The 23,836-nt window shown below is 42.3% G+C and carries 17 protein-coding genes; 9 read left to right on the top strand and 8 right to left on the bottom strand.

The genetic code is table 11. From position 1 onward, the window contains the following. Positions 1 to 56: 56 nt before the first annotated feature. On the top strand, positions 57 to 2,789 hold the full coding sequence (locus tag V7K15_RS17235) for a CBS domain-containing protein (protein WP_334907003.1): 2,733 nt from the start codon (positions 57 to 59) through the stop codon (positions 2,787 to 2,789). A 25-nt stretch (positions 2,790 to 2,814) separates the two neighbouring features. Next, positions 2,815 to 3,399: a Uma2 family endonuclease gene (locus V7K15_RS17240; protein WP_334907005.1), complete on the top strand. Its 585-nt coding sequence runs from the start codon at positions 2,815 to 2,817 to the stop codon at positions 3,397 to 3,399. 175 nt (positions 3,400 to 3,574) lie between these two features. Here V7K15_RS17240 and V7K15_RS17245 read toward each other — a convergent pair whose 3' ends face one another. After that, positions 3,575 to 3,913, bottom strand: a complete 339-nt coding sequence (locus tag V7K15_RS17245; RefSeq protein ID WP_334907007.1) for a DUF433 domain-containing protein — start codon at positions 3,911 to 3,913, stop codon at positions 3,575 to 3,577. Positions 3,914 to 4,550: 637 nt separating this feature from the next. On the opposite strand from V7K15_RS17245, the gene V7K15_RS17250 reads away from it, so the two are divergent. The 4 genes from V7K15_RS17250 (at position 4,551) to V7K15_RS17265 (ending at position 8,425) form a co-directional block, all read left to right on the top strand. Next, positions 4,551 to 4,877 carry a DUF6825 family protein gene (locus V7K15_RS17250; protein WP_334907009.1) on the top strand — a complete coding sequence of 109 codons (327 nt, stop codon included), beginning with the start codon at positions 4,551 to 4,553 and terminating at the stop codon, positions 4,875 to 4,877. A 171-nt stretch (positions 4,878 to 5,048) separates the two neighbouring features. Further along, positions 5,049 to 6,734: an ABC1 kinase family protein gene (locus tag V7K15_RS17255; RefSeq protein ID WP_334907091.1), complete on the top strand. Its 1,686-nt coding sequence runs from the start codon at positions 5,049 to 5,051 to the stop codon at positions 6,732 to 6,734. A gap of 22 nt (positions 6,735 to 6,756) precedes the next feature. Beyond that, on the top strand, positions 6,757 to 7,494 hold the full coding sequence (locus V7K15_RS17260) for a Stp1/IreP family PP2C-type Ser/Thr phosphatase (RefSeq protein ID WP_334907011.1): 738 nt from the start codon (positions 6,757 to 6,759) through the stop codon (positions 7,492 to 7,494). Between the two features lie 733 nt (positions 7,495 to 8,227). Beyond that, on the top strand, positions 8,228 to 8,425 hold the full coding sequence (locus tag V7K15_RS17265; protein WP_104908243.1) for an NblA/ycf18 family protein: 198 nt from the start codon (positions 8,228 to 8,230) through the stop codon (positions 8,423 to 8,425). Positions 8,426 to 8,896: 471 nt separating this feature from the next. Here the strand turns inward: V7K15_RS17265 and V7K15_RS17270 are convergent, their stop codons facing one another. The 4 genes from V7K15_RS17270 to V7K15_RS17285 form a co-directional block, all read right to left on the bottom strand. Beyond that, positions 8,897 to 10,453, bottom strand: coding sequence for a serine/threonine-protein kinase (locus V7K15_RS17270; protein ID WP_334907013.1), 1,557 nt, complete (start codon positions 10,451 to 10,453; stop codon positions 8,897 to 8,899). Positions 10,454 to 11,229: 776 nt separating this feature from the next. Beyond that, positions 11,230 to 12,249, bottom strand: coding sequence for a glycosyltransferase family 2 protein (locus V7K15_RS17275; protein ID WP_334907015.1), 1,020 nt, complete (start codon positions 12,247 to 12,249; stop codon positions 11,230 to 11,232). Between the two features lie 556 nt (positions 12,250 to 12,805). Continuing rightward, positions 12,806 to 13,252: a hypothetical protein gene (locus V7K15_RS17280; RefSeq protein WP_334907017.1), complete on the bottom strand. Its 447-nt coding sequence runs from the start codon at positions 13,250 to 13,252 to the stop codon at positions 12,806 to 12,808. Positions 13,253 to 13,526: 274 nt separating this feature from the next. Beyond that, positions 13,527 to 14,846, bottom strand: coding sequence for an anhydro-N-acetylmuramic acid kinase (locus tag V7K15_RS17285; protein ID WP_334907018.1), 1,320 nt, complete (start codon positions 14,844 to 14,846; stop codon positions 13,527 to 13,529). Between the two features lie 251 nt (positions 14,847 to 15,097). Between V7K15_RS17285 and V7K15_RS17290 the strand changes: the two genes are divergently transcribed. The 3 genes from V7K15_RS17290 (at position 15,098) to V7K15_RS17300 (ending at position 19,558) form a co-directional block, all read left to right on the top strand. Then, entirely contained in the window at positions 15,098 to 15,895 is a 798-nt protein-coding gene (locus tag V7K15_RS17290) for an Npun_F0296 family exosortase-dependent surface protein (protein ID WP_334907020.1), read from the top strand. Positions 15,896 to 16,481: 586 nt separating this feature from the next. After that, entirely contained in the window at positions 16,482 to 17,897 is a 1,416-nt protein-coding gene (locus V7K15_RS17295) for a folate/biopterin family MFS transporter (protein ID WP_334907022.1), read from the top strand. A gap of 134 nt (positions 17,898 to 18,031) precedes the next feature. Then, positions 18,032 to 19,558 (top strand): carotenoid oxygenase family protein, encoded by a 1,527-nt coding sequence (locus V7K15_RS17300; RefSeq protein WP_334907024.1) that lies wholly within the window; start codon positions 18,032 to 18,034, stop codon positions 19,556 to 19,558. Here V7K15_RS17300 and V7K15_RS17305 read toward each other — a convergent pair. The 3 genes from V7K15_RS17305 to kdpB all read right to left on the bottom strand — a co-directional run bounded on the left by V7K15_RS17305 (position 19,530) and on the right by kdpB (position 23,710). Then, entirely contained in the window at positions 19,530 to 20,717 is a 1,188-nt protein-coding gene (locus tag V7K15_RS17305) for a universal stress protein (RefSeq protein WP_334907026.1), read from the bottom strand. The two genes, V7K15_RS17300 and V7K15_RS17305, sit on opposite strands and share 29 nt — an antisense overlap. 249 nt (positions 20,718 to 20,966) lie before the next feature. Then, positions 20,967 to 21,566, bottom strand: coding sequence for a K(+)-transporting ATPase subunit C (kdpC, locus tag V7K15_RS17310; RefSeq protein WP_334907028.1), 600 nt, complete (start codon positions 21,564 to 21,566; stop codon positions 20,967 to 20,969). A 38-nt stretch (positions 21,567 to 21,604) separates the two neighbouring features. Then, positions 21,605 to 23,710 (bottom strand): potassium-transporting ATPase subunit KdpB, encoded by a 2,106-nt coding sequence (gene kdpB / locus V7K15_RS17315; protein WP_334907093.1) that lies wholly within the window; start codon positions 23,708 to 23,710, stop codon positions 21,605 to 21,607. Positions 23,711 to 23,836 lie beyond the last annotated feature (126 nt).

Genomic DNA, 23,836 nt, shown 5'->3' on the forward strand with positions numbered 1-23,836 from the left:
CTTTGTCTAGTACCGATGACTAATGACCAATGACCAATGACTAATGACTAATGACTATGGATTTAATTCTTTGCCACACAACAGCAGATTTTGATGCACTAGGAGCAGCAGTAGGGCTAACACGTCTACTACCGGGAAGTAAGATTGTGCTGACTGGCGGTTGTCACCCTCCTGTACAGGATTTTTTAGCATTGCATCGGGATGAATATTCGCTGATTGAACGCCGTTCGGTGAATCCAGAAAAAATTCGTTCTCTGACTGTGGTGGATACGCAACAGCGCGATCGCTTGGGTAAAGCTGCCCAGTGGTTAGATTTACCCAACTTAAGAGAGATTATAGTTTATGACCATCACTTAGGACAAGAGTCAGATATTCGGGCCACGCGATCGCATATTTCTTCAGTCGGAGCCACTACAACTTTAATTGTTGAGCAATTGCAACAACAGCAAATTTCTCTAACTCCTGCCGAAGCAACTGTGATGGCTTTAGGTATCCACGTTGACACTGGTTCCTTGGCTTTTGACCAGTCTACACCACGGGATGCTTTAGCTTTGGCTTGGTTGATGCAACAACGTGCCAGTTTATCAGTAATTTCTACCTACCGTGACCCTGGCTTGTCTTGGCAATTGCAGCAGCTATTAACTAAATCGCTGGAAAATTTAGAATATCTCTGTCTGCATGGATATACGGTTGCTTGGGTAACTCTGAAAACAGCTGGTTTTGTCCCAGGATTATCCAGTTTGGCCTCAGAACTCGTGGAATTAACCGAAATTGATGCGATACTATTAGCTAATGAATATCCTTTGGGTGAAAGTGATTCACGCTTAACAGTAATTGGGCGATCGCAAATTCCCAAGACAAATCTAAATCTATTATTCCAACTCTTGGGTGGCGGCGGTCATTCGCAAGCTGCATCGTTGAACCTACGCAAAGTAGATTCGCAGGCAATATTAAAACAACTCCTTGACGGAATAAAAGCACAAATTCCCCATCCTCCCACTGCTAGGGATTTGATGTCTTCTCCTGTCCGCACTATTTTGCCTGAAACCACAATTGCCGAAGCACAACGCATTTTATTACGCTATGGACACTCTGGTTTATCTGTAGTTGATGCTCAAAAGCAACTGGTAGGTATTATTTCGCGGCGGGATATTGATATCGCTTTGCATCACGGATTTAGTCATGCGCCAGTCAAGGGTTACATGAGTAGGAATCTCAAAAGGATTACACCAGATACGACATTGCCAGAAATTGAAGCGCTGATGGTGACTTATGATATCGGGCGCTTACCAGTATTAGAGAACGAGCAGTTAGTTGGTATTGTCACCCGTACAGATGTCTTGCGGGAATTACATCAAAACAGTCCTGAGTCTCAATTATCACTCCCAACTCAGCACGGGCTAAACCCTAGCTATCCGCTAACAGGACTTAACATTGAGTTGCAGAAAAAACTTGCTCCGCAACTGTGGCAATTACTTACCAAAGCATCACAAGAGGCAGAAAAACGCGGTTGGCATCTTTATCTAGTGGGAGGTGCGGTGCGGGATTTACTATTAGCCCAAGCATCGGGCACTTTGATGATTAAAGATATTGACCTTGTGGTTGATGGTTTTCACAAATCAGCAGATGTTGGCGCTGGTGTGGAATTAGCAAAGGCACTTCAACAACTTTATCCTGCGGCTCGCTTAGAAATCCACGGGGCTTTTCAAACTGCTGCTTTGTTGTGGCACAAAGACCCAGAATTAGATTCTTTATGGGTAGATATTGCCACCGCTAGAACAGAATTCTATCCTTATCCAGCAGCAAATCCTGAAGTTGAGGCTAGTTCCATTCGTCAAGATTTGTATCGCCGAGATTTTACTATCAACGCCCTCGCCTTGCGCCTTACTATCCCCCGTGCTGGTGTAGGGGCGCAGCATGCTGCGCCCCTACTTGACTTCTTTGGTGGATTAATCGATTTACAAGCTAAACAAATTCGAGTTCTGCACGCCAATAGCTTTATCGAAGACCCCACCCGCATTTATCGTGGTGTGCGTTTTGCCGTGCGCTTCGGATTTGAGATTGAACCGCAAACTGAAGAGTTTATCCGCTATGCCATCAACAGTGGCGTTTACGATCGCACTGCTCAAGAGAATAGCAGAACTCCAGCCCTGCAAACTCGACTGAAAACAGAATTAAAACACATCCTAGAAGCCCCTTACTGGAAATCGGCTTTGCAGTTACTCGATAATTTAGGGGCATTGCAATGTATCCATACTACCCTGAAGCTAGATGCAGAACTCCTGCGGCAATTACGTTTGCTAGAACGCTGTTTACGGCGATTTGACCCACAACCAACTCTTATGCATTGGGAAATGCGCTTAGAAACGTTAATTGCCCACCTAGCACCAGAATATGGGGTGAAAGTAGCAAAAAATCTCCAATTGCCAGAGGATAGCATTGCTAGGCTGAAGAACTTAACTCAAGTGCAAACTCAGGTGATGACATTATTACCCACTTTGCAACGCCCCAGTCAAGTAGTGCAGTTGCTGCGACAGTGCGATTTACCAATGCTGATTTTAATCGCTGTGCAAAGTCCGCGAGAGATTAGACATCAGATTTGGAAATATTTAACTGTTTGGGCGAATGTGCAACCACTATTAAATGGCAATGATTTAAAGAAACTTGGTTACAAACCAGGGCCGCAGTATCGGCAAATCTTAGATGATGTAGTTGCTGCTACATTGGATGGAGTGATTAAAGATCGCAGAGAAGCTGAAGAGTTTTTAGCCAAGCATTATCCTGATTAATTTATATTTCACAGATATGGTTTTTATGCAAACACAAACACCGAAAAAATCCTACAGCCCAGAGGAATATTTACAACTAGAGGAGACATCAGAATCCAAAAATGAATATAGAGATGGAGAAATAATTCCTATAGCTGGTGGTACGACTAATCACAATGAAATCGCAGGTAATTTTTATGCCAATTTTAAATTTACGATGCGGGGTAAAAACTACAAAATCTACATGGGTGATGTCAAATTGTGGATACAGCGTTATCGTATCTACACTTATCCTGATGTCATGGTTATTCAGGGAGAACCAATATATGAGGGAACTGGCACTACTACAGTCACCAATCCCATAATGATTGTGGAAGTATTATCTAAATCGACAGAGAATCACGATCGAACTAATAAATTTAGATTTTATCGTTCTATTGCGACACTCAAAGAATATATTATGATTAATCAATATGAATATCTTGTTGAGCAGTTTAATAAAAATGCTGAAGGGCAATGGGTATTAACTGAATACGAATCAATAGATGCGGTATTATCACTAAAATCAATAGGTTTTCAAATTCCCTTCAGCGATATTTATCAAGGAGTTAATTTTGAAATAGAAGAATAATCATAATGCGTAGGCGAAGCCCATCGAAGATATCGCAGTAGTCTAAACTGTATCTGGCTCAATATTTAACTCCCGCAGTTTTGCTGCCATCAATTAGTTCTAGGTTGATTTTAAGAGAGCTTAATTTTATTTCCATATATAGGATTGACATTTTGATCAATCAGATATTTCAGTTTCATGCTTGCTGTTTAGCTTGTCTTTCAATTCTGAGTTGGCGCAGTTTTTCTGACACTGGCGGGGGATTAAGCCTCTGTTGTTCTCGCATTCTCTGACCGTGTTCTATCCAGTTTCTCATATAAGCACTGACGGTTTCTTTGTTTTGCAGATAATAAAGAATAGTTGCATATACTTGTTCCAGAGAGATTAATTTATAGATTTGGGCAATTTCTTCTGGAGAACGTCGACAATCAATGTATTCATAAAGAATTCTTTCAATACCAATTCTTGAATCTTTCAGTCTAATATCTTCAGAAGAAAGAAAGTTGAAATACTCTGCAATATGTTTGGTAAACATAGATTAACCTATATCAATAGTTAGTTATTATAATTATGATAATTTTTTTATAAAAGCGATCGCACTACATTAAGGCTTTGCAAAAAAGGCGATCGCATTCTTAAGTTAGGTAGAAAAAAAGAGAGGGCAATTTTATCTTCCTCACAAACCAGACAAGATTCCCGACTTCTTTATAGCCAAGTAATCCTTCCTCCTTCCCGATTACGTCCCAATTCTCGCAAAACTTGATAACCATATTCGCTGAAATCTGGATAGCTATTCATAATTTAAGGGCAACAAATATGGTGTTTTCACATCTTGCAGCAGACGACTAAAATCGCAGCTACCAGAACAAAGCGTGCCTCCGCAGGCTAGAAGATGTAGTCAGCCTGCGCGGACTTCTTTTGTGTAGCCGCGACTTCCAGTCGTTCGATCTTGTTTTTGTAATACGCAAATATACTTAAATTACCAGGGATACATTAATTAATCAATATTTTTGACATGAAGTGTTTGTGAGGAAAAATAGAGATGGGGAAATAGAAAAAGCGCCAGGGCTGAAATAGCACATCGCGTCACATAAATCTCTAACTCCCTAGCAGAAGCCGTAAAGCATACGAGCAAGTTATAATTCTCTTGCGGATCAACGTCACAAAAATTTATGAGTAACCCCCTTGTGCAAGCCTTTTTCGTCGGCAGAGCGGTAGCTGAAGTAGTTAATGAGCGTTTAGAGGTCGCCTTGACCGATGCTTTGAGTGATTTGGGCAAATTTGATGCCGAAGCTAGAGAGCAGTTGCGCCAGTTTACAGATGAAGTCCTAGAGCGGGCAAATCGGGCAGCAGAAGCAGCTAATGGTGGTCAATCTACCACAGGTAGTCGGCAAGCCAGTTCTGTATCAGTTGACTTGCAAGCAGATATTGATGAATTACGAGCAGAAATTGCCCTGTTACGCACAGAATTGCAACATTATCGCCGAGCTTCTGCATAAGTTTAGTCATTGGTCATTAGTCATTAGTCATTGGTCATTAGTCATTGGTCATTAGTCATTGGTCAAAAATTATAGACAAATGACAAAGGACACTTAATTAAAAACAGTTTAGGAATCAGAGTGTCTTTTCTTCCAAGTGATTCGGTTACAAACCAACGGTACACAAAGTATATGGAACAAGGTTATTCAGATCAGGCATACCGTTGGAATCGGGAAAACTACTCTAGCAGACGGCGTTTTGTGGACATTTGGTCTTTTGTCTTGACCTTAATGTTTAAGCTTTGGCTATACAACAAATCTTGGAGTTACGCGGGTGGAGTAACTGAGGTAAAGCAAGCTGCAAGACGCAAAACCCAGGCGGTTTGGATTCGTAATACACTGCTGGATTTAGGGCCAACTTTCATCAAAGTCGGGCAATTATTTTCTACCCGTGCTGATATATTCCCTGGTGAATATGTAGAAGAACTAGCCAAGTTACAAGACAAAGTACCAGCATTTAGCTATGAGCAAGTAGAAGCCACCATTGAGAAAGAACTAGGCAAAAAAATTCCTGAACTATTCCATAATTTTGAAGCTATTCCCTTAGCTGCTGCTAGCTTGGGGCAAGTACACAAAGCTGTGCTACATAGTGGGGAATTGGTTGTCGTCAAAGTACAACGTCCTGGACTGAAGAAGTTATTTGAAATAGATTTACAAATTCTCAAGGGAATTACCCGCTACTTTCAAAACCATCCCAAATGGGGAAAAGGGCGAGATTGGTTAGGAATTTACGAAGAGTGTTGTCGCATTCTTTGGGAAGAAATTGATTATCTTAACGAAGGTCGTAATGCTGATACTTTTCGCCGGAACTTTCGCGGCTATGATTGGGTAAACGTTCCCAGAATATACTGGCGTTATGCAACTTCCAGAGTGCTGACCTTGGAATATCTCCCTGGAATTAAAATTAGCCAATACGAAGCTTTAGAAGCAGCAGGTTTGGATCGAAAGGCGATCGCTCGTCAAGGCGCTCAAGCCTATTTGATACAGTTACTTAATAGTGGCTTTTTCCATGCCGATCCCCACCCCGGCAATATTGCCGTTAGTGGAAGTGGGGCTTTAATATTCTACGATTTTGGCATGATGGGGCGGATTAAAGCCAACGTCCGCGAAGGATTAATGCAAACCCTGTTTGGTATTGCCCAAAAAGACGGCGATCGCGTTGTGCAGTCTCTGATCGATTTAGGTGCGATCGCCCCAACGGATGACATTAGCCCAGTGCGGCGTTCCGTCCAGTACATGCTCGATCATTTCATGGATAAGCCCTTTGAAAATCAATCGGTCGCAGCAATTAGTGACGATCTTTACGAAATAGCTTATAATCAGCCATTTAGATTTCCAGCAACTTTTACTTTTGTGATGCGAGCTTTTTCTACTCTCGAAGGGGTAGGTAAAGGATTAGATCCAGAGTTTAACTTTATGGAAGTTGCCAAACCATATGCAATGCAGCTTATGACCGATATGAATGGTTCTGAGGGGAATAGCTTTCTTAACGAATTAAGTCGTCAAGCAGCTCAAGTAAGTAGTACTGCGTTTGGTCTACCACGTAGGTTAGAGGATACGCTAGAAAAGCTTGAGCGGGGAGATATTCGCCTCCGCGTTCGCTCTATAGAAACTGAACGGCTGTTGCGGCGGCAAAGCAGTATTCAACTTTCAATAAGTTATGCTCTGTTAATCAGTGGTTTCACACTTTCAGCTACGATCTTAGTGGTTAGCAATCATGCATGGTGGGCACTAGTCCCTGGTTTAATTGCAGCAGGGCTTTCAGTGATCCTAATCCGACTACTTTTCCGCCTCGACCGTTACGATCGTATGTATTAATTGTTGGTTGCAAAAAAAATTTATGAAACTTAATTTCACGGGTTTTAGTGATCCGGGACTTATTCGTTCTAATAATCAGGATGCTTACTATATTGACCCAGATGGGCGGTTTTTCGTTGTCGCCGATGGCATGGGTGGTCATGCCGGAGGTGAGGAGGCAAGTCGGATTGCCACTAAGGAAATTCAGGCGTATTTAGTGGCAAATTGGCAATCTCCTAAGTCTTCTCAAGAATTGCTAGAGCAAGCTTTATGGGCTGCCAACGAAGCAATTTTGCACGATCAGCAAAATCATCCTGAACGCGCTGACATGGGTACAACGGTTGTAGCGGTAATTTTTCGCTCCCCAGAGTCGCCCTGGTGCGGTCATGTTGGCGATTCGCGGCTGTATCGCTTCCGAAAGTCGCAATTAGAACAGGTAACGGAAGACCACACTTGGGTAGCACGGGCAATCAAAATCGGTGACATCACCTTAGATGAAGCACGATTACATCCTTTTCGTCATGTATTATCGCGCTGTTTGGGGCGTCAAGACTTGCATCAGATTGATGTGCAACCACTGGACGTAAAAGTTGGCGATCGCTTATTACTATGTAGTGATGGTCTCACAGAAGAACTTGTGGAACAGAAGATTGCTAGCTGCCTCCAAGACACCCCTTGGGTTGATAAAGCCGCCATCTCTCTAGTTGAGGCTGCCAAAGAACACGGAGGGCACGATAACATCACAGTTGTCATCGTCTCACTCGAAGAAAATAGTCATTAGTCATTAGTCATTGCTTATTTTCCAAGGACAAATAGACAAAGGAAAAGAAAATGAATGTAGAGACGTAGCACTGCTACGTCTCTACAAGGGTTCTGGATAACGCATATTTAATTTCTGGAGATGTCTAATGACTAATCCGGTAAATATACTCATCAATTTGTTCAGCGTGAGCATTTTTCCTTTTTACAATTTGATACAAATACTTTTAGTATGCAAAGTGCCCTAATGAGGCTAAATTTGCATAACTTGGTAAATTGACTTCTTGCACGTAATCAGGTAAAGCGGCTATAATTCACGCTTATTACCATTAATTCCCCAACCTGCTTAAAATCCCAATCCTGCGAAGTTTCATTGATATTGGGGCAGACAGCATCTTAGTTTTTCTGTTTTAGAAAAACTATCGAGGGCTAAGGATAGCATCTGCTTTTCTCCTCAAAGAAGAGTTGTGCAAAGCAAGAAGGAGTCAAAGAGGTAGTTATACCTATCTCAGTCCAAATAGAGCCTATTTTCTGGAATATGGTTCGCCTGACTTGGGTGGTATATCAGTAGGATTAGGTGCAAAATATCAGGTCAGAAAAATTCCGCATTTAGGATGTGGGCAAACCTGTCAAACAATTGTTATCTTTCTTAATACAGAGTAACAAATGTTGGACAGTTACAAGTCCAATTATTATCCCATTTGGACTTCTGTCAACGATATCACCTTTACACGTTGTTTTTTCGGAGTTAAGTTATGAACCAACCAATGAAACTATCCTTGGAACAGCAATTCAGTATCTGCTCGTTTTCTACTCAGGTGCAAAACATGAGCCACGATCAAGCTAAAGACTTTTTGGTGAAGCTTTATGAGCAAATGGTAGTACGCGAGGCAACTTATCAAGAGCTTCTTAAGCACCAGTGGGGCTTAGATTCCGGTTCCACTATGGCATAGAGTCGTTCTGATGTCGCAGTGGACGACCTCCTTCTCTTGCTTGGTTCCAAAGAGGAAAAGAGCTGGGGCTGTCGGGGCGTCAACTTCGATAAATAATTCCACAAAAGCAGCCCAAAAGTTCAATTTACGAAATTAACTAAGAATGAGTAAACATTGCCTACGGCACATCTGCTGCAATCTAGACCTAAGTTTAGATTTATAGGCTAAATTTATTGTTTACTTTAGCCAAACTTCTTTTTGTTTCGTCTAGTCTGAGAATCACACCTGCGTAAATTTATAATCATCTAGAATATGTACACAGGAATAGGAAGAGAGAATTTAGATAGCACTGCTTTGGCAGCTAGTTATTTCGCTCTTTATACATATAACCGGAACTTACATGTTTATATATATTTTGTTTATAAAAGTTTACATACTTGGAGTGGCCACACCTTAGTTCCATCTCAAATATGTAACATTAGGAAATTATGGCTAGCTGCAAAGATCGTATGGAGAATCTGTATCAATACCTTCCAGTTTTGCCAGAATTTGAGGCTTAATCTTTTCGTACTCGCTTTTGAGTAACCTTTTACTAAGTTGCGGGTCGGCAGAGAATATCAATGTATTGCTCATTGCGACCCACTCTTGCAGTCGTTGGCGCTGGGCAGAAGCGATGCTGGAAAGTAAGATATGGGTACAGTGATTTGGTGCTTCTCGTCCAAAGAACAACAGGCGGTAATAACCTGTATGCTGTAGTAAGCGGACAATTTCTTGACCAAGAGTGGTTTTGAGATCAAGGTAATAAGGTAACCATTTAGCGCCATGTTTGCGGTTGTAGATCACAGTAATCCATAGCAGCATGGGATGAGGAATAGAAATGAAAAGAAATTGGTTATAGCGGGTACAGAGTAAGCGCTTTTGAATTTCCTCTTGCGGTAGCATCACCCACAGAGCTGGTAAAACCTCCCCATTGGTATGAATGGGCTGGGGAAACACAATATCGGCAATTGGTTTATTTTCAGGCCAGGAAATGGCCTGAGCTATTTCATCGTTTGACCCGGATGGGTGCAAATCGGCTTTTGTCTTTTGTTCAACAAGCTTAGGGCTAACTGTAATAGCAGGAACTAGGGCATGGCTGTCTTGCTTAGGGATGCGTATATGCTCAGGCTTTTCTAGAGATGCTAAAACTCTGAGGATTTCAGCGATATTTTGGGGGCGATCGCGTGGTACTTTAGCTAGACAACTCATCACCAAATTTTCGATTTCTTTTGGTAGTTCTAATCCCGGCGTAGTCTCAGCAAAAGAACGTGGTTTTTGATAGTGATGTATTTTATACCACGCTCCAAAAGAGTGAGTTGATGCCACCAGTGGCATTTTGCCTGTGAGCATCTCAAACATCATTACGCCCAAACTATAAATATCAGCACGGTTGTCTAATTCTTTACCCTCCATCTGTTCAGGAGAAGAATAAGCCAATGTCCCCAAATAAAATTTTGTATGGTCGCCATCTGACTGTAATAACTTAGCAATACCAAAATCTAAAACCTTGACCAATTCTCCGAAACTGGGATCTTGAATCACCAGTATATTGCTTGGCTTGACATCACGATGGATAATTGGGCAAATTGTACCATCAACTGGGATACCATCATGGGCGCACTGTAACCCCAGGCTAAGTTGACGCGCCATACTCAGGAATCTTGGTAAAGGCAGTCGTTGCTTGCGAATAATATTGTTCAGGCTTTGTCCTTGTAAGTATTCCATCACGTAGAACGGCGTATTATTATCATCTACGCCATAGTCCATAACTCGGACAATGTGGATACTTTTTTGCCCTAGTAAAGCACAGGTTTTTGCTTCTCGCTCAAAGCGGTCTTGCAATCGCAGCTTTTCATTTTGGATTGATAGCGCGAGAAACTTAACGGCAACGGGTACACCTCCCAACAAAGTATCTTTAGCGCGATAAACCCGACCCATTGCTCCAGTACCGATTAACTCCTGGAGTTGGTAGCGTTTGCTGAGTAAGCGACCAATGTTGGGGTCTGACATAGATAATTTAAATCCAAAAGCAGATTGTAAGTGTTTGGGAGGACAAGTGCATTCAAACTGATATCTGAATTATTGCGCCTATAAATGACTTTTTCGGCTTGTACCGCCAGGCAGAAATGGATGTTAAAAAGCTTATAGGATAGGCTTTTGTGCGATTTCCAATCGTTGCTCTATTTAGGCAGTGCTGTACTAGCTTTTTTCAGTCCTCTTTTAGAGGATTGAAACCATTATCTGGCAGTTTGCAACCGAGACGGTTATTACAACTGGTGCAACATACTAGTTCAAACAAGCAGAAAGGGTAGATTTATAATGACGCTTTGTACCATTTTGCACTTTAATTGTCGTGTAGTTTTAGTTTGCCCAATTTTGACTAAATAGATAACTCTATGATCTGCCAAAAACCCTAATTAGGTAGTACCACAGTCACTACAGAGTTCTGAGAACTGAGTAATGAGTGCGGAGTTTTGAATATCAATAAAGCCTGACGGGGCAATATGAAGCCGTGCTGGGAAGATTTTATCAGTTCCAAGCCCTCATCCCTCATAAATAATGCTCTAGCTTATTAGGATTTCTAACTATTATTTTAGTGGTCAATAAACCACAACTAAAGTTTTGCTTGATCAGCACTTTCCTCCTACCTCCAGCAAGACTGTCCTCTGCCTTTGTTTTGTAAGTAGGGATAATCACAGATACTTATTGCCTGACCAGATTTTTAAGCTTCGGGATCATTCTGACTACGTAAGGATATATTATTTCTTAATAAAAGTGTGATAGTACTAATTGGTAGTTTTTCGTTTTCTCTGTAGGTTATAAGACATGTCAAAAACTAATTTATTACCCATTGCATAGTATTGAATTCGACGTTGGATCATCTTGTTAAATCGGGGAATAAAATCAGAAAAAAAGTATGGATTTTTGCTCAATTCTGTGAATGCTGTTACCAACTTCCCTTGTTTTATAGGGACTACAACTTGAAAGTAAGCTAGATTTTTCTTAAAGACTGCCAGATTATAAGAGAGAGCACGCATTAAAGCTGGATTTTTTTTCACAACTTCTTGTTGCATGAAAGAATTAGTCGCTATGCAGCATTGATTTAGACGTGATAATATGCCTTGATGTACAATAGAATTGGGGCGTGATCGGTAGAAATAATAGGGTTTTGGCACCAGAAAAAAGCGAGCGCCATTGATTAAGCATTTCATATAAAGCCAAAAGTCCTCAGTTATTCTTATGGTTTCATCGTACTCAATGCCGTGCTTAACCAGAAATTCTCGTTTGAATATAGGCTTGCTTAAACCAAGATGCAACCCTGCTTGTCCATAGACATCAGTTTCTACAAAATCAACGATATCAATTTGGAGAACTTTATCTATATCTACATCTTCTCCACTTTCTTGAATCAATGTACTCCAAGGAGATGTTGCACCATCTTTGATTAAATAAAGATCGTCAGCAATCATATCGGCATTTGTTTCTTCTGCCAGCAACACAAGCTTTTCTAATCTTTCAGGAGCATACCAGTCATCTGAATCAAGAACAGCAATCCATTCTCCTTGAGCTGTTCTGATGGCACGATTACGCGCAGCAGAAACCCCAAGATTTTGTTGATTAACTATCACTTTAAGACGTTGGTCAGTAAAACTTTTAGCGACTTCTACAGTTTTATCACTTGAACCATCATCGACCATGATCACTTCAATATCAGTGAGCGTTTGCTGTAAGGCTGACTCTATTGCCTTGGCAATATAAGCTTCAGTATTGTAAGCAGGGATAATGACTGACACTTTAGGATTCATGAAACTGAACTCCAGACTACTGACTACATGGCTAAAGCAAAATGCTACAATCTTGATGATAATTTGAAAATTACTTTTTTACAATAAGTACGTAGATATAAATAATCCCAGGTTTGTAGTCAGGACTCTAACACTATTTTGAGGGCTGGAACCCTTTACTAAGAGTCTATTTCATGAATCTTACATTGCGTAACATAGTTTGATCTATTCTTGCCTACTTAGTTAAAACTTAGTAATTAGGTGAGAATAAACGATTACTCGTTAAGGTCGGGCATGAGATATTACATAGATCACAAATTTTCTTTTCTCCAAAGGACGATGCCTGCGGCGGGCTGCGCCTACGCTGTAAGATTTTGTACTCTGTAATACCTTTTGTCAGGCAGCACTTAACCCCTTAAAACGGCCACATCGAGATCAAGCTTTTTTCCCGGAATTTTTAGAGCATTAAACTGCCCAGAGTTCTTAGAGCAAGGGCTTTCGGGAACTTTGAGATCAAGCTTAACTCTAGTAATTGCCTTGCTCAATTTCGCAGTGCTGTACTAACTACTTACTGCTCTTAGGTTGACTGACGCTCTAGGCTAGCTTCCATTGTGTTAGTTAAAAAATGACCAGCCAAGACGCCACTACTGAGGTAGTATGTATCTTCCGAAATTCGGTGTAGGGTTTCAAACCCACTACGACGCTGACGATCGCCTAGTACCTGGTAATGCTGCACAATAGTATCTAGACCAATCCAGCCTTCGCCTTCAACCTGCCCCAAAAGATTATGTTGGAGTAAAAAAGTATACTGACGTTCTCCATCATGCAACCGCCCCTTGTATTGCAAAGAGATTTCCGAGCGATCGCTACCAGGAAATATTAGTTTTGTGGCCATAGTGAACCAGTTATCTCGATTCCAAGCTATTAAGGTCATACCCTTGACGCTGATTGGCATCCCATTACGTTCCAGCCAATTTCCTTGTATTGCCCAGCGTCCTGGTTCCAATAAAAAAGTATGAGCCACCTTTTATATTCCCTGCCTTGATCGAGTGCCGCCAAGACTACAGTTATAGCAGTACTGAGTAATGAAGTTAAGTAATGAACCGCGATCGCGTTGAAGAAATTTTTTGATATTATATGTTTTTCCTGTTTCAGGACTCACGCAAACAATAGCCGAAACCCTTGTTTTTAGGTAGGGGCAATACCCTGCGGTCAGCTAAAGCTACATCAATTGCCCCTACAGTATGTAGTTTTGCGTAAGTCCTAATTGAATTAAATTATGAATTATCAATTATCAATTATGAATTATGTTGACCTTGGTAAATTTCTCCTAAAAGCACTTCTTGAGGTGCCCCAGTCGCAGTAGGTAGGTTGCCAGGAATACCCAAATTTCGCCAGTAGGCTAAAACCGCGAAGGCGATCGCTTCTTTAAAATCTGCGCTCAAGCCGACTTCATCTGTAGTCCAGACTGGTATTGATGTCAACAATAACTGTAATCTTTGTTTCAAATAGAGATTGCGACTACCACCGCCACATAATAATACCCGTTGGGGCATTGACGGCAAAAAAGTGCGGTAACTATGAACAATTGAAGCAGCTGTAAGTTCGGTAAGAGTTGCCAATACGTCGGCAGCATTAAGTTGGTATGCTTGGGCATCTTTTAAACACTGATGCATATAAGTCACACCAAATAACTCTCGACCAGTGGATTTGGGCGGCGGTAGATGAAAGTAGTCTTGGTTGAGCCATTGTTCTACCAACGGATGGCAAGGAGTACCACTCGCTGCCCAATTGCCATCTTCATCGTAAGTTTTAGCACCAGCGCTTAAATGCTCCACCGCTAGATCCAATAGACTATTTCCTGGGCCAGTATCCCAAGCGCGAATTTTTGAAAGCCAGTCGCCATGCCGAGGGGGAATATAAGCAACATTACCAATACCACCAATGTTTTGAATACAACGCCCCTCCTGGGGATGACTGAGTAAATAGGCATCTACTCTGGGTACGAGAGGCGCACCATGACCACCAATAGCGATATCAGCAACGCGGAAGTTGCTCACAGTTGTAATACCCGTAAGATAGGCAATTAATGCACCGCGCCCTAGTTGCAGACTGTAGCCGAGTGGGGAGTGGGCAGAGATGCGATTAATCGCGTCTGTACTAGGGAGTGGGCTTGCCGTGAGCTTGTCCTGAGCGTAGTCGTTGGCGCAGCCTCTCGAAGAGAAGGGCGTAGCCGAATGGGAGTGGTTTTCTTCCTGATTCCCTATTGCCCTATCCGCAGGTGGTCGATGATAAACCGTCTGACCGTGAGAGCCAATGAGAGTGGCTGGCTGATGAGCAATTTGAATATTTTGGGCGGCTTGGGCAAACACAATGGCGATCGCATCATCTATTTCTGCCAATTCTGCCATTGAGATCGCAACGCCTGCACCAACTGCTAATATTCTTTCTCTGAGTTCGGCTGGATAGGGATATGTTACCCCAGCTAGCAACTCAACTTTCAGATCCAATTCTGTACCGGAAATCTCTACCAAGGCGGCATCTATGCCATCTACGGATGTGCCACTAATTAAACCGATAACGCGAGTAAAGACAGCAGCTGTTTCAGTCGGATGCATTTATGCACCTTTTATAAAAAAAAGTTTGTTTACAATTTAGCACTGAGAACTTTGCGCTTTCTATATAAAGCGATTGACATCAGAGAACATAATATCAGTAATTTTCCTCTAAATGAAATTCAATAAATTACATTTTTCTCTGGGCGAAGTCAAATCGAAAAAGTAGTAATTATTCTGATGTTGAAATCTAGAAGCACCTCGGACAATGAGTGTTGAACGAGAAAAATTTTAAAACCGAGAAGAATTGCCAAATGAAAAGTCTTTTAATTAAGTCCGCGATCGCTTCTGGTGTCGTTTTGTCCTTGGCTACTTTTACCCGTCCTGTAATGGCTTCGTCTTTTACGGTATCAATCGAAAACGCAGGCGTACAAAATGCCCAATTATCAAATCTTGTGAATGCTCATGTACAAACTTTTGATGCACAAACAACAGGTTACAGTACAGCAGGCTTTCAATCGAATGATGGAACGCTAAATGTTGGTAGCTATAAGACTACTCTGATCCAGAATGCAGACCAATATGGTGGTGCTGGTGGAACAGGCAAATATTTTGATGTAAACGCCAACATATCTGGTCAAACGGTTTCTACCCTAAATTTGACTACCGCACAAAGTTACTTTGGACTTTGGTGGTCTGCGGGAGATGCTAATAACGTACTGACATTTCTTTCAAAAAATAAGGTTGTACAAACTATAACTACTGCCGATGTGGTTAGTTATATCGGAAACCTCGCAAATAAAGCCAGCTATTACGGTAATCCTAATTCGACATTCAAAAATCAAAATAGTGGAGAACCCTATGCGTTCATCAACTTCTACGATGTTGCCGGAACTTTTGATCAGGTTCAATTCAGCAATATTGGCGGAACTGGTTTTGAATCAGATAATCACACAGTCGCTACTAGCTACAAGAGTATCACCGGTAATGTAGTTACCAAAGCAGTTCCTGAGTCTTCTTCGCTATTAGGAGTTCTTGTGATTGGTTTTGTGGGTGCTAGTTCAGTTATGACTCGTCGAGTCAACAAAAAGTCAGTTTTGCAATTGTCATAAGTGGATGCCTAAGCCAGGAAGTCACCTTCCTGGCTCGGTGTTGACAAACCGTGCATGAGAGGTTATACTTTTACTTCTCCTCAATGATTTTGTAAGATTCTCCTAATTTTCTTTACATCCTAAGCCCAGGCTTCACGTTCGCGTAGCGTGCCGTAGACAGGATTTCAAAACTTTCGACGACAATTCAACATTAAATACAAGTTAGGGCGAGCTTACTGACGGTAGGTTCGCCCTAATCCTTATGATCACCCTTCTCCTACACTCAAAGCATAGCAAGCTTTCAGAGTAGGAATATGTCTAAGGAAGTCTTGCTAGAAGAAAGAAAAGTAGTTAAGAAAGTCTTAAAGAATACTCAAAGAAGAAATAAGTAAGTGGGCAAGAATAAATCAAACTATGTTACGGAATATAAAATTAATTAAATTCCCTTGTAGTCAGGGCTTCAGCGCTATTTTCCGGGCTGAAGCCCTGACTATAAACCTTTAATTATTCACACCCACTTACTTTAAAGGAAACAGCTTACAGAAAACCCACGTCTGAAGAATCGATATGATAGAAAAGTAAATAAAATTTAAAAAATATTTATCAAATGGTGGTTCAATCATCTGGCTTGTCCAAGGTCAAAGACTCATTAACACAAAAAATCTTCTTGGGTAATGAACCTAATGCAGAGTTAATTGCAATTCTCACGGTTTACTTTGTCCAAGGAATTTTAGGGTTATCGCGTCTAGCTGTTAGCTTTTTCCTCAAAGATGAACTGCTACTGAGTCCAGTTGAAGTGTCGGCGCTATTGGGAATTGTCTTTCTACCTTGGATGATCAAGCCGGTGTTTGGTTTTATCTCTGATGGCTTACCGATATTTGGCTATCGTCGGCGTCCTTACTTGATTTTATCCGGGATACTGGGATCTGTTTCTTGGGTGAGTCTGGCGACAATAGTTCATACTAGCTGGGCAGCAACGTTAGCGATCGCCCTTAGTTCTCTCTCTGTCGCCATGAGTGATGTTATAGTTGACTCGCTGGTTGTAGAACGAGCTAGAGGCGAATCACAAGCGAAAGCCGGTTCACTACAATCTCTGTGCTGGGGTGCTGCTGCGATCGGAGGTTTAATAACAGCATACTTTAGCGGTCTGCTGCTCCAATACTTTACTACCCGTACTGTCTTTGGGATTACCGCCTTGTTTCCTCTGATCGTTTCAGGGGTAGCTTGGTTAATTGCTGAGTCTCCCGTTAACAAAGATTCTCAAGACACTAATCACACTAACTCTCTATCAATCAAACATCAATTGGGGCAGCTACGCCAAGCCATCACCCAAAAATCAATTTGGCTACCAACGGCATTTATTTTCATCTGGCAAGCTACGCCAAATGCAGACTCAGCCTTTTTCTTCTTCTCTACCAACGAACTACACTTTGAACCAGAATTTTTGGGACGGGTGCATTTGGTAACAAGTTTCGCTTCTTTAGCAGGTGTTTGGATTTTTCAACGTTACCTCAAAAGCATCCCTTTTCGCGTGATTTTTGCTTGGAGTACTGTCCTTTCCTCAATTTTGGGGATGACGATGCTGTTGTTAGTGACTCACACAAACAGGCTGTTAAATATAGATGACCACTGGTTTAGTTTGGGTGATAGTCTTATTCTCTCTGTGATGGGCAAAATTGCCTTTATGCAAGTGATGGTGTTAGCAGCAAGGCTTTGTCCCTCTGGTGTGGAAGCAACATTATTTGCCTTGTTAATGTCGGTGTTTAATTCAGCAGCAACGGTTTCCCATGCATTGGGGGCATTAATCACCTATTGGCTGGGGATTACCGCAACGAACTTTGAGTCACTTTGGATATTGGTGGTAATTACTAACCTCAGTACGCTGTTACCCCTACCATTCATCAACTGGCTACCTGCTGCCCAGGAGCAAACTGAGACACCCAAAGATGGGGAACAATCGTTTTTGCCTGATTTGATGTCTGAATTGGTACTGAGAGAATCAGAGTCAAAAATCGTTGAATAGTGTAATAAATATTACGCAAAATTGAGTCTGTGCGGTCTTCTGCCAAGGGAAAGGAGACGCTAGCAGAGTCGTAAATAAATTCTTTTCTAGCGGCTATGTATTTTCGTGCAAAGTAACAATAATAAAGAAAGTACATGCAGAGTTTTAAAAGTCAAGAAAGCCCAGTTACAGAAAAATCCTATACTCGTGGAGACTGGCAAGGAGGATATCAATCGCTCACGCAAGAGTTTGATTATTGGATTGATGATATAGAAGGAGAAATTCCCAGAGAATTACAAGGTACGCTGTTTAGAAATGGCCCCGGTTTATTGGATGTGAATGGGCAACTTCTTCATCATCCATTTGATGGGGATGGGATGATTAGCAAAATTACCTTTACCAACGGCCGCGCTCATTTTCGCAACCGCTTTGTCCGCACAACTGGCTATTGTGCAGAGCAAAAAGCGGGGAAAATTCTCTATCGCGGTACTTTTGGGACTCAAAAACCCGGTGGTTGGCTAGCGAATATCTTTGACTTCAAACTTAAAAATATCGCCAATACAAATGTTATTTATTGGGGTGGTAAACTGCTAGCACTGTGGGAAGCTTCTGAAGCATATCGCCTCGATCCCCACACTCTTGAAACCTTAGGTAATGAATATTTTAATGGTGCTTTGTCAGCAGGTGAAGCTTTCGCTGCACATCCCCGCTTGGAAAAGAATTGTGATCAAGATGGCGGCGCACCTTGCCTAGTAAATTTCTCGATTAAGCCGGGGTTATCTACCACAATTACTATTTTTGAGCTAAACCAAGCGGGTGAAATTCTCAGACAGCACGCTTATAAGGTTCCAGGTTTCTCTTTCATCCACGATTTTGTCATTACTCGCAATTACTGCATCTTCTTTCAAAATCCTGTCACCTTTAATCCCATACCTTTCGCATTGGGAATACGTGCGGCGGGAGAATGTATCAAATTTAAGCCAAATCAGCCAACTCAAATTCTAATTATTCCCCGCTTCCCCAAAGAAGGGCAAGAAAAGATAAAAATCCTAGAAACTCAGTCGGGTTTTGTCTTCCACCACGTTAATGCTTTTGAGGTAGAAGAGGAAGTTTTGATTGACTCCATTTGCTACCAATCTTTACCAGAAGTCGAACCTAAAAGCGATTTTCGACAAGTTGATTTTGAGGCGCTTTCACCTGGGCAACTTTGGCGATTTTATCTGAATCTAAAGGATGGGACAGTCCGGCGGGAATTGATTGATGGCCGTTGTTGTGAATTTCCCAGCATACATCCGGCGAATGTGGGACACCCTTATCGATATCTATATATAGCTGCGGCTCATGCAGAGACTGGTAATGCTCCCTTACAAGCATTGCTGAAAATTGATTTAGAGTCTGGTGAAAAACAACTTTGGAGTGCTGCACCCCGTGGTTTTGTTGGTGAGCCGATTTTTGTGCCGCGTCCAGATTCCGAAAAGGAAGATGATGGTTGGGTATTAGCTTTGGTTTATGATGCTGCTCATCACCGCTCAGATTTGGTAATTTTGGATGCTAGTGACTTCTCTAAAGGAGCGATGTCTGACGACAAGTCGCTTCGCGCCTACGCGCGGCTACATCTCAAGCATCATATCCCCTACGGTCTGCATGGCAGCTTTACTTCTGACGTTTTTGGAGAAATTTGATCCCCTCTTTGGGTGAAACCATTTTTTCACTGGAAATGATATGCAAATCTATATTTTTGAGCAAGCGGACTAATTTTTGCGTCAAAGATCCTTTGAGGAACATTTGCCAGCGCGATCGCTGACTTTCTCCAATTACAATTTGGGTGATCCGATATTTTTTGGCAACTTCAGCGATCGCATTGGCTATGTTACTGTTGGTAAGATGAAGAAAAGTACCTTCAAATTCTTTACAGAGTTTCTCACAAGTGTCAATATGTAGGCTTTCGGACTTGGTGAGAAAGCGTTCTGGATTAGCAATGAACAAGCTATAAAGTGGGGCGTTCATATAATTAGCCAGCCTCGCACCCCGGCGTAACAGCTGGACTGAGTTGGGATAAGTGGATATACATACCAAAACCCGCTCGTGAATATTACAGGATTGGCCGTTACGGATAGTGGCGATCGCATCTTCTTCCACGTTGTCTGCTACTTCGCGCAAAGCCAACTCCCGCAAAGCAATCAGGTTTCGGCGGTGGAAAAAATTATCGAGGGATTGTTGGATTTTGTCGGGTGCATAAATCTTCCCTTCTAATAAACGTTCTTGTAGCGTTTCGGGTGTGACATCTACTAGTACTATTTCATCTGCATCATCCAGAATCCTGTCAGGAACTCGCTCACGAACTACTACACCTGTAATTCGGGCTACTAGGTCATTGAGACTTTCCAAATGTTGTACATTCATTGTGGAGTAGACATCAATACCTGCTGCCAAAACTACTTCTACATCTTCATAGCGTTTTTCGTGTGGTGAACCAGGGACATTAGTATGGGCAAGTTCATCGATTAAGACTAATTGGGGCGATCGCTTTAAAATAGCATCTGTATCCATATCCGTTAACATCAACCCATCCTGAGGATATTGCTTGCGGGGTAAAATCTCCACTCCCTTTGCCTTCTCAACTGTGTCCTTGCGTCCGTGGGTTTCCAAAAGCCCAATGACGACATGAATTCCTTCATGTTTGAGTGCATGTCCTTCTTCCAGCATCCGGTAAGTTTTGCCTACTCCAGGAGCCATGCCAATAAATATTTTATGCTTGCCCCGTCGTCGTGGCGGATAAAGCGAGTAACATGCAGAATTAAAAGGAGTGCCAGGCGAACCAGCATTAGTATTATCTGACATTAGACCTGCCTTGAAAATAGGGAATAGGGAGTAGGGAAAAGAAATTTTTATGACTCTTTGAGGACTTACGCACAAGTTACGGAATAACGTAGACGCTTCGGTTTGCCGCAGGCTACCACAGAGGGCACAGAGAAATCAGAGTTTGAGACATATTTTGCGTAAGTCCTATTATGGTTCACGCATATTCCCAGAAAGTAACGAAAAAGTTATCTATTTATTCCTAACTCCTCACTCCCCACTCCCCATTTCTTAATTTTGCTGACGATTAATATCTTGCAAGTCAAGAGCATAATTCAATCGGAGAACATTGACTCCCGGCTCGCCAAAAATCCCTAAAAATCTTTCATCAGTATACTTATTAATTAAAGGTAGGATTTCATTGTCTTTTATTCCCCGTGCACCAGCAACCCGCGTCAATTGCTGCCGTGCTGCTTTCAAGGAAATATGCGGGTCTAAACCGGAGCCAGAAGTATAAATTATATCAGCGAGCGGGTTAAGATTTTCGTCTCGCAATTGATTTGCCTGTTCTAAAATTCGCTTTAGTAGCTCTGGATTGCTAGCAGCGAGATTGCTGGCTCCAGATATGCCAGTTGGCTTGGCTTTTTTTCCTTGGCTATATCTAACAGTACTGGGACGAGAATGGAAATATCGCTCAGATGTGAACACCTGACCAATTAAAGCCGAACCAATTGGTTGATTATTTAGATTCAGCATGATGCTGCCGTTAGCTTGATAAGGCAAAAAAACTTGACCCACTACAAGGATTATCAGAGGATAGATGATTGCAGTCAACAACCAAAGCATCAGAGTTATGAAAATTGCTCTGATGGTTTCTCGAATAATAGCCATAAAAATTTTCCAATTGCTGCTAATATTTTATTTTTAACTTAAGCCAAGCCCACAACTGTAATTAGTATATCGATCAACTTAATGGCGATAAACGGCGCAATCACCCCACCTAAGCCATAAATTAAGAGATTGCGTTGGACTAGCTGATTAGCTGTCAGGGGTCTAAACCGCACACCTTTCAATGCCAAGGGAATCAAAGCTGGAATAATCAAAGCATTATAAATCAGCGCTGATAGGACAGCAGACTTAGGGCTAGTCAAATTCATAATATTCAGGCTTTGCAGGTTAGCAGCGACAAATATCACTGGGATAATTGCAAAGTATTTAGCAATATCATTAGCGATCGAAAATGTCGTCAATGCGCCGCGAGTAATCAACAATTGTTTGCCAATGCTAATGATATCGAGCAGCTTTGTGGGATCGGAGTCCAAATCGACCATGTTAGCGGCTTCTTTTGCAGCTTGCGTCCCTGTATTCATAGCGACACCGACGTTAGCTTGGGCTAATGCTGGAGCATCGTTAGTCCCATCTCCGGTCATGGCAACCAGTTTACCTGCTGCTTGTTCCTTTTTAATCACACTGATTTTGTCTTCTGGTGTGGCTTCGGCAATGAAGTCATCCACCCCAACTTCTTTGGCAATGACAGAAGTTGTAATTCGGTTGTCTCCAGTTAGCATGATGGTACGCACTCCCATCCGTCGCAGTTGCTCAAAGCGATCGCGGATACCAGGTTTGACAATATCTTTAAGATAAACAATCCCGTAGATTTCGTTATCTAGGCTGATTGCTAGGGGTGTACCTCCCAGGCGAGAAACTCGTTCGTAGGCAGCATCCAATTCTGGGGTATCGTGTCCGTTGCGGGAACGGACAAATCCTTTAATGGCTCCGACTGCCCCCTTCCTGGCCTCATGTCCACCAGGTAAGTTAGTGCCACTCATGCGTGTTTTGGCAGAAAAATCGACTGCTTCTGCCTGAGTGGAGTCAAAATCAAACCGTGCTACTAAATTTTCTGCCAGTCGGACAATGGATTTACCTTCTGGTGTATTATCAAAGAGACTAGCCGCCCACGCAACATTAGCAATTTCCGAAATTGAATAACCGTTAATCGGAATAAACTCTTCAGCTTGGCGGTTGCCGAGGGTAATTGTACCTGTCTTGTCGAGAATTAAAGTGTTGATATCACCACAGGCTTCGACTGCTTGTCCTGAGGTGGCAATGACGTTCAATTGGGCAACTCGATCCATACCAGCAATGCCGATGGTAGTTAGTAAGCCGCCAATGGTCGTCGGAATTAACGCCACTAAGAGGGCAATCAAAATTGGGATGCTGACTGGACTGTTGACATAGTAAGCAAGTGCGGGTAGAGTTACCACGACAAACAAAAACATTAAGCTGAGAACTGCCAACAATACCGTTAAGGCACTTTCATTGGGTGTTTTGCTGCGTTCTGCCCCTTCTAAAGAGGCAATCATCCGGTCAATGAAACCTTTGCCTGGGTCAGATGTGATGTAGATAATTAGTTCATCTGAAATAATCCGTGTCCCCCCAGTGACAGAACTGGCAACGTCGGAGCCTGATTCTTTTAATACTGGTGCGGATTCCCCAGTAATTGCCGCTTCATCTACGGAGGCGACACCCATGATTACTTCGCCGTCGGCGGGAATGATATCGCCAGCAACTACGTAGATGGTATCGCCCTGTTTGAGGCTGGTGGAGGAAACTTCGCTAATTGTGCCGTCGGAAGCAAGTTTTTTAGCGATCGCCTCTGCCACAGTTGAACGCAAGGCATGGGCTTGGGCTTTACCCCGTGCTTGTGCCAATGCTTCAGCAAAATTGGCAAACCAAACTGTAAAGAATAAAATCCCCGACAACAAGCCGTTGAAAACTTGCGGGTTCTTTTGCAGGGGTGGGCCAAATAGATCGGGATCAATTGTTAGCAATAGGGTGATGATTGTCGCCACCCAAACCACAAACATCACGGGATTTTTAATTGCATACTTAGGGTTTAGCTTGACAAAAGCCTCTCTAATTGCCCTGAAGTACAGCCACTTATTACTTGCCCTAGCCTTTTTACGTGCTTGGCGGCGATCGCCAGGACGATAATTTGGGCGTCTAGCTTTGAAGTTAGTTGCCACTTGATTTATAAATAAAGTTAGGAGTGAAGAGTTAGGAGTAGAGACGCGATTAATCGCTTCTGTACAGGAGTTAGGAGTTAGGAGAGACGCGATTAATCGTACAGGAGTTAGGAGTAGAGACGCGATTAATCGCGT

It is taken from the genome of Nostoc sp. (assembly GCF_036919815.1).
Lineage (GTDB): Bacteria > Cyanobacteriota > Cyanobacteriia > Cyanobacteriales > Nostocaceae > Nostoc.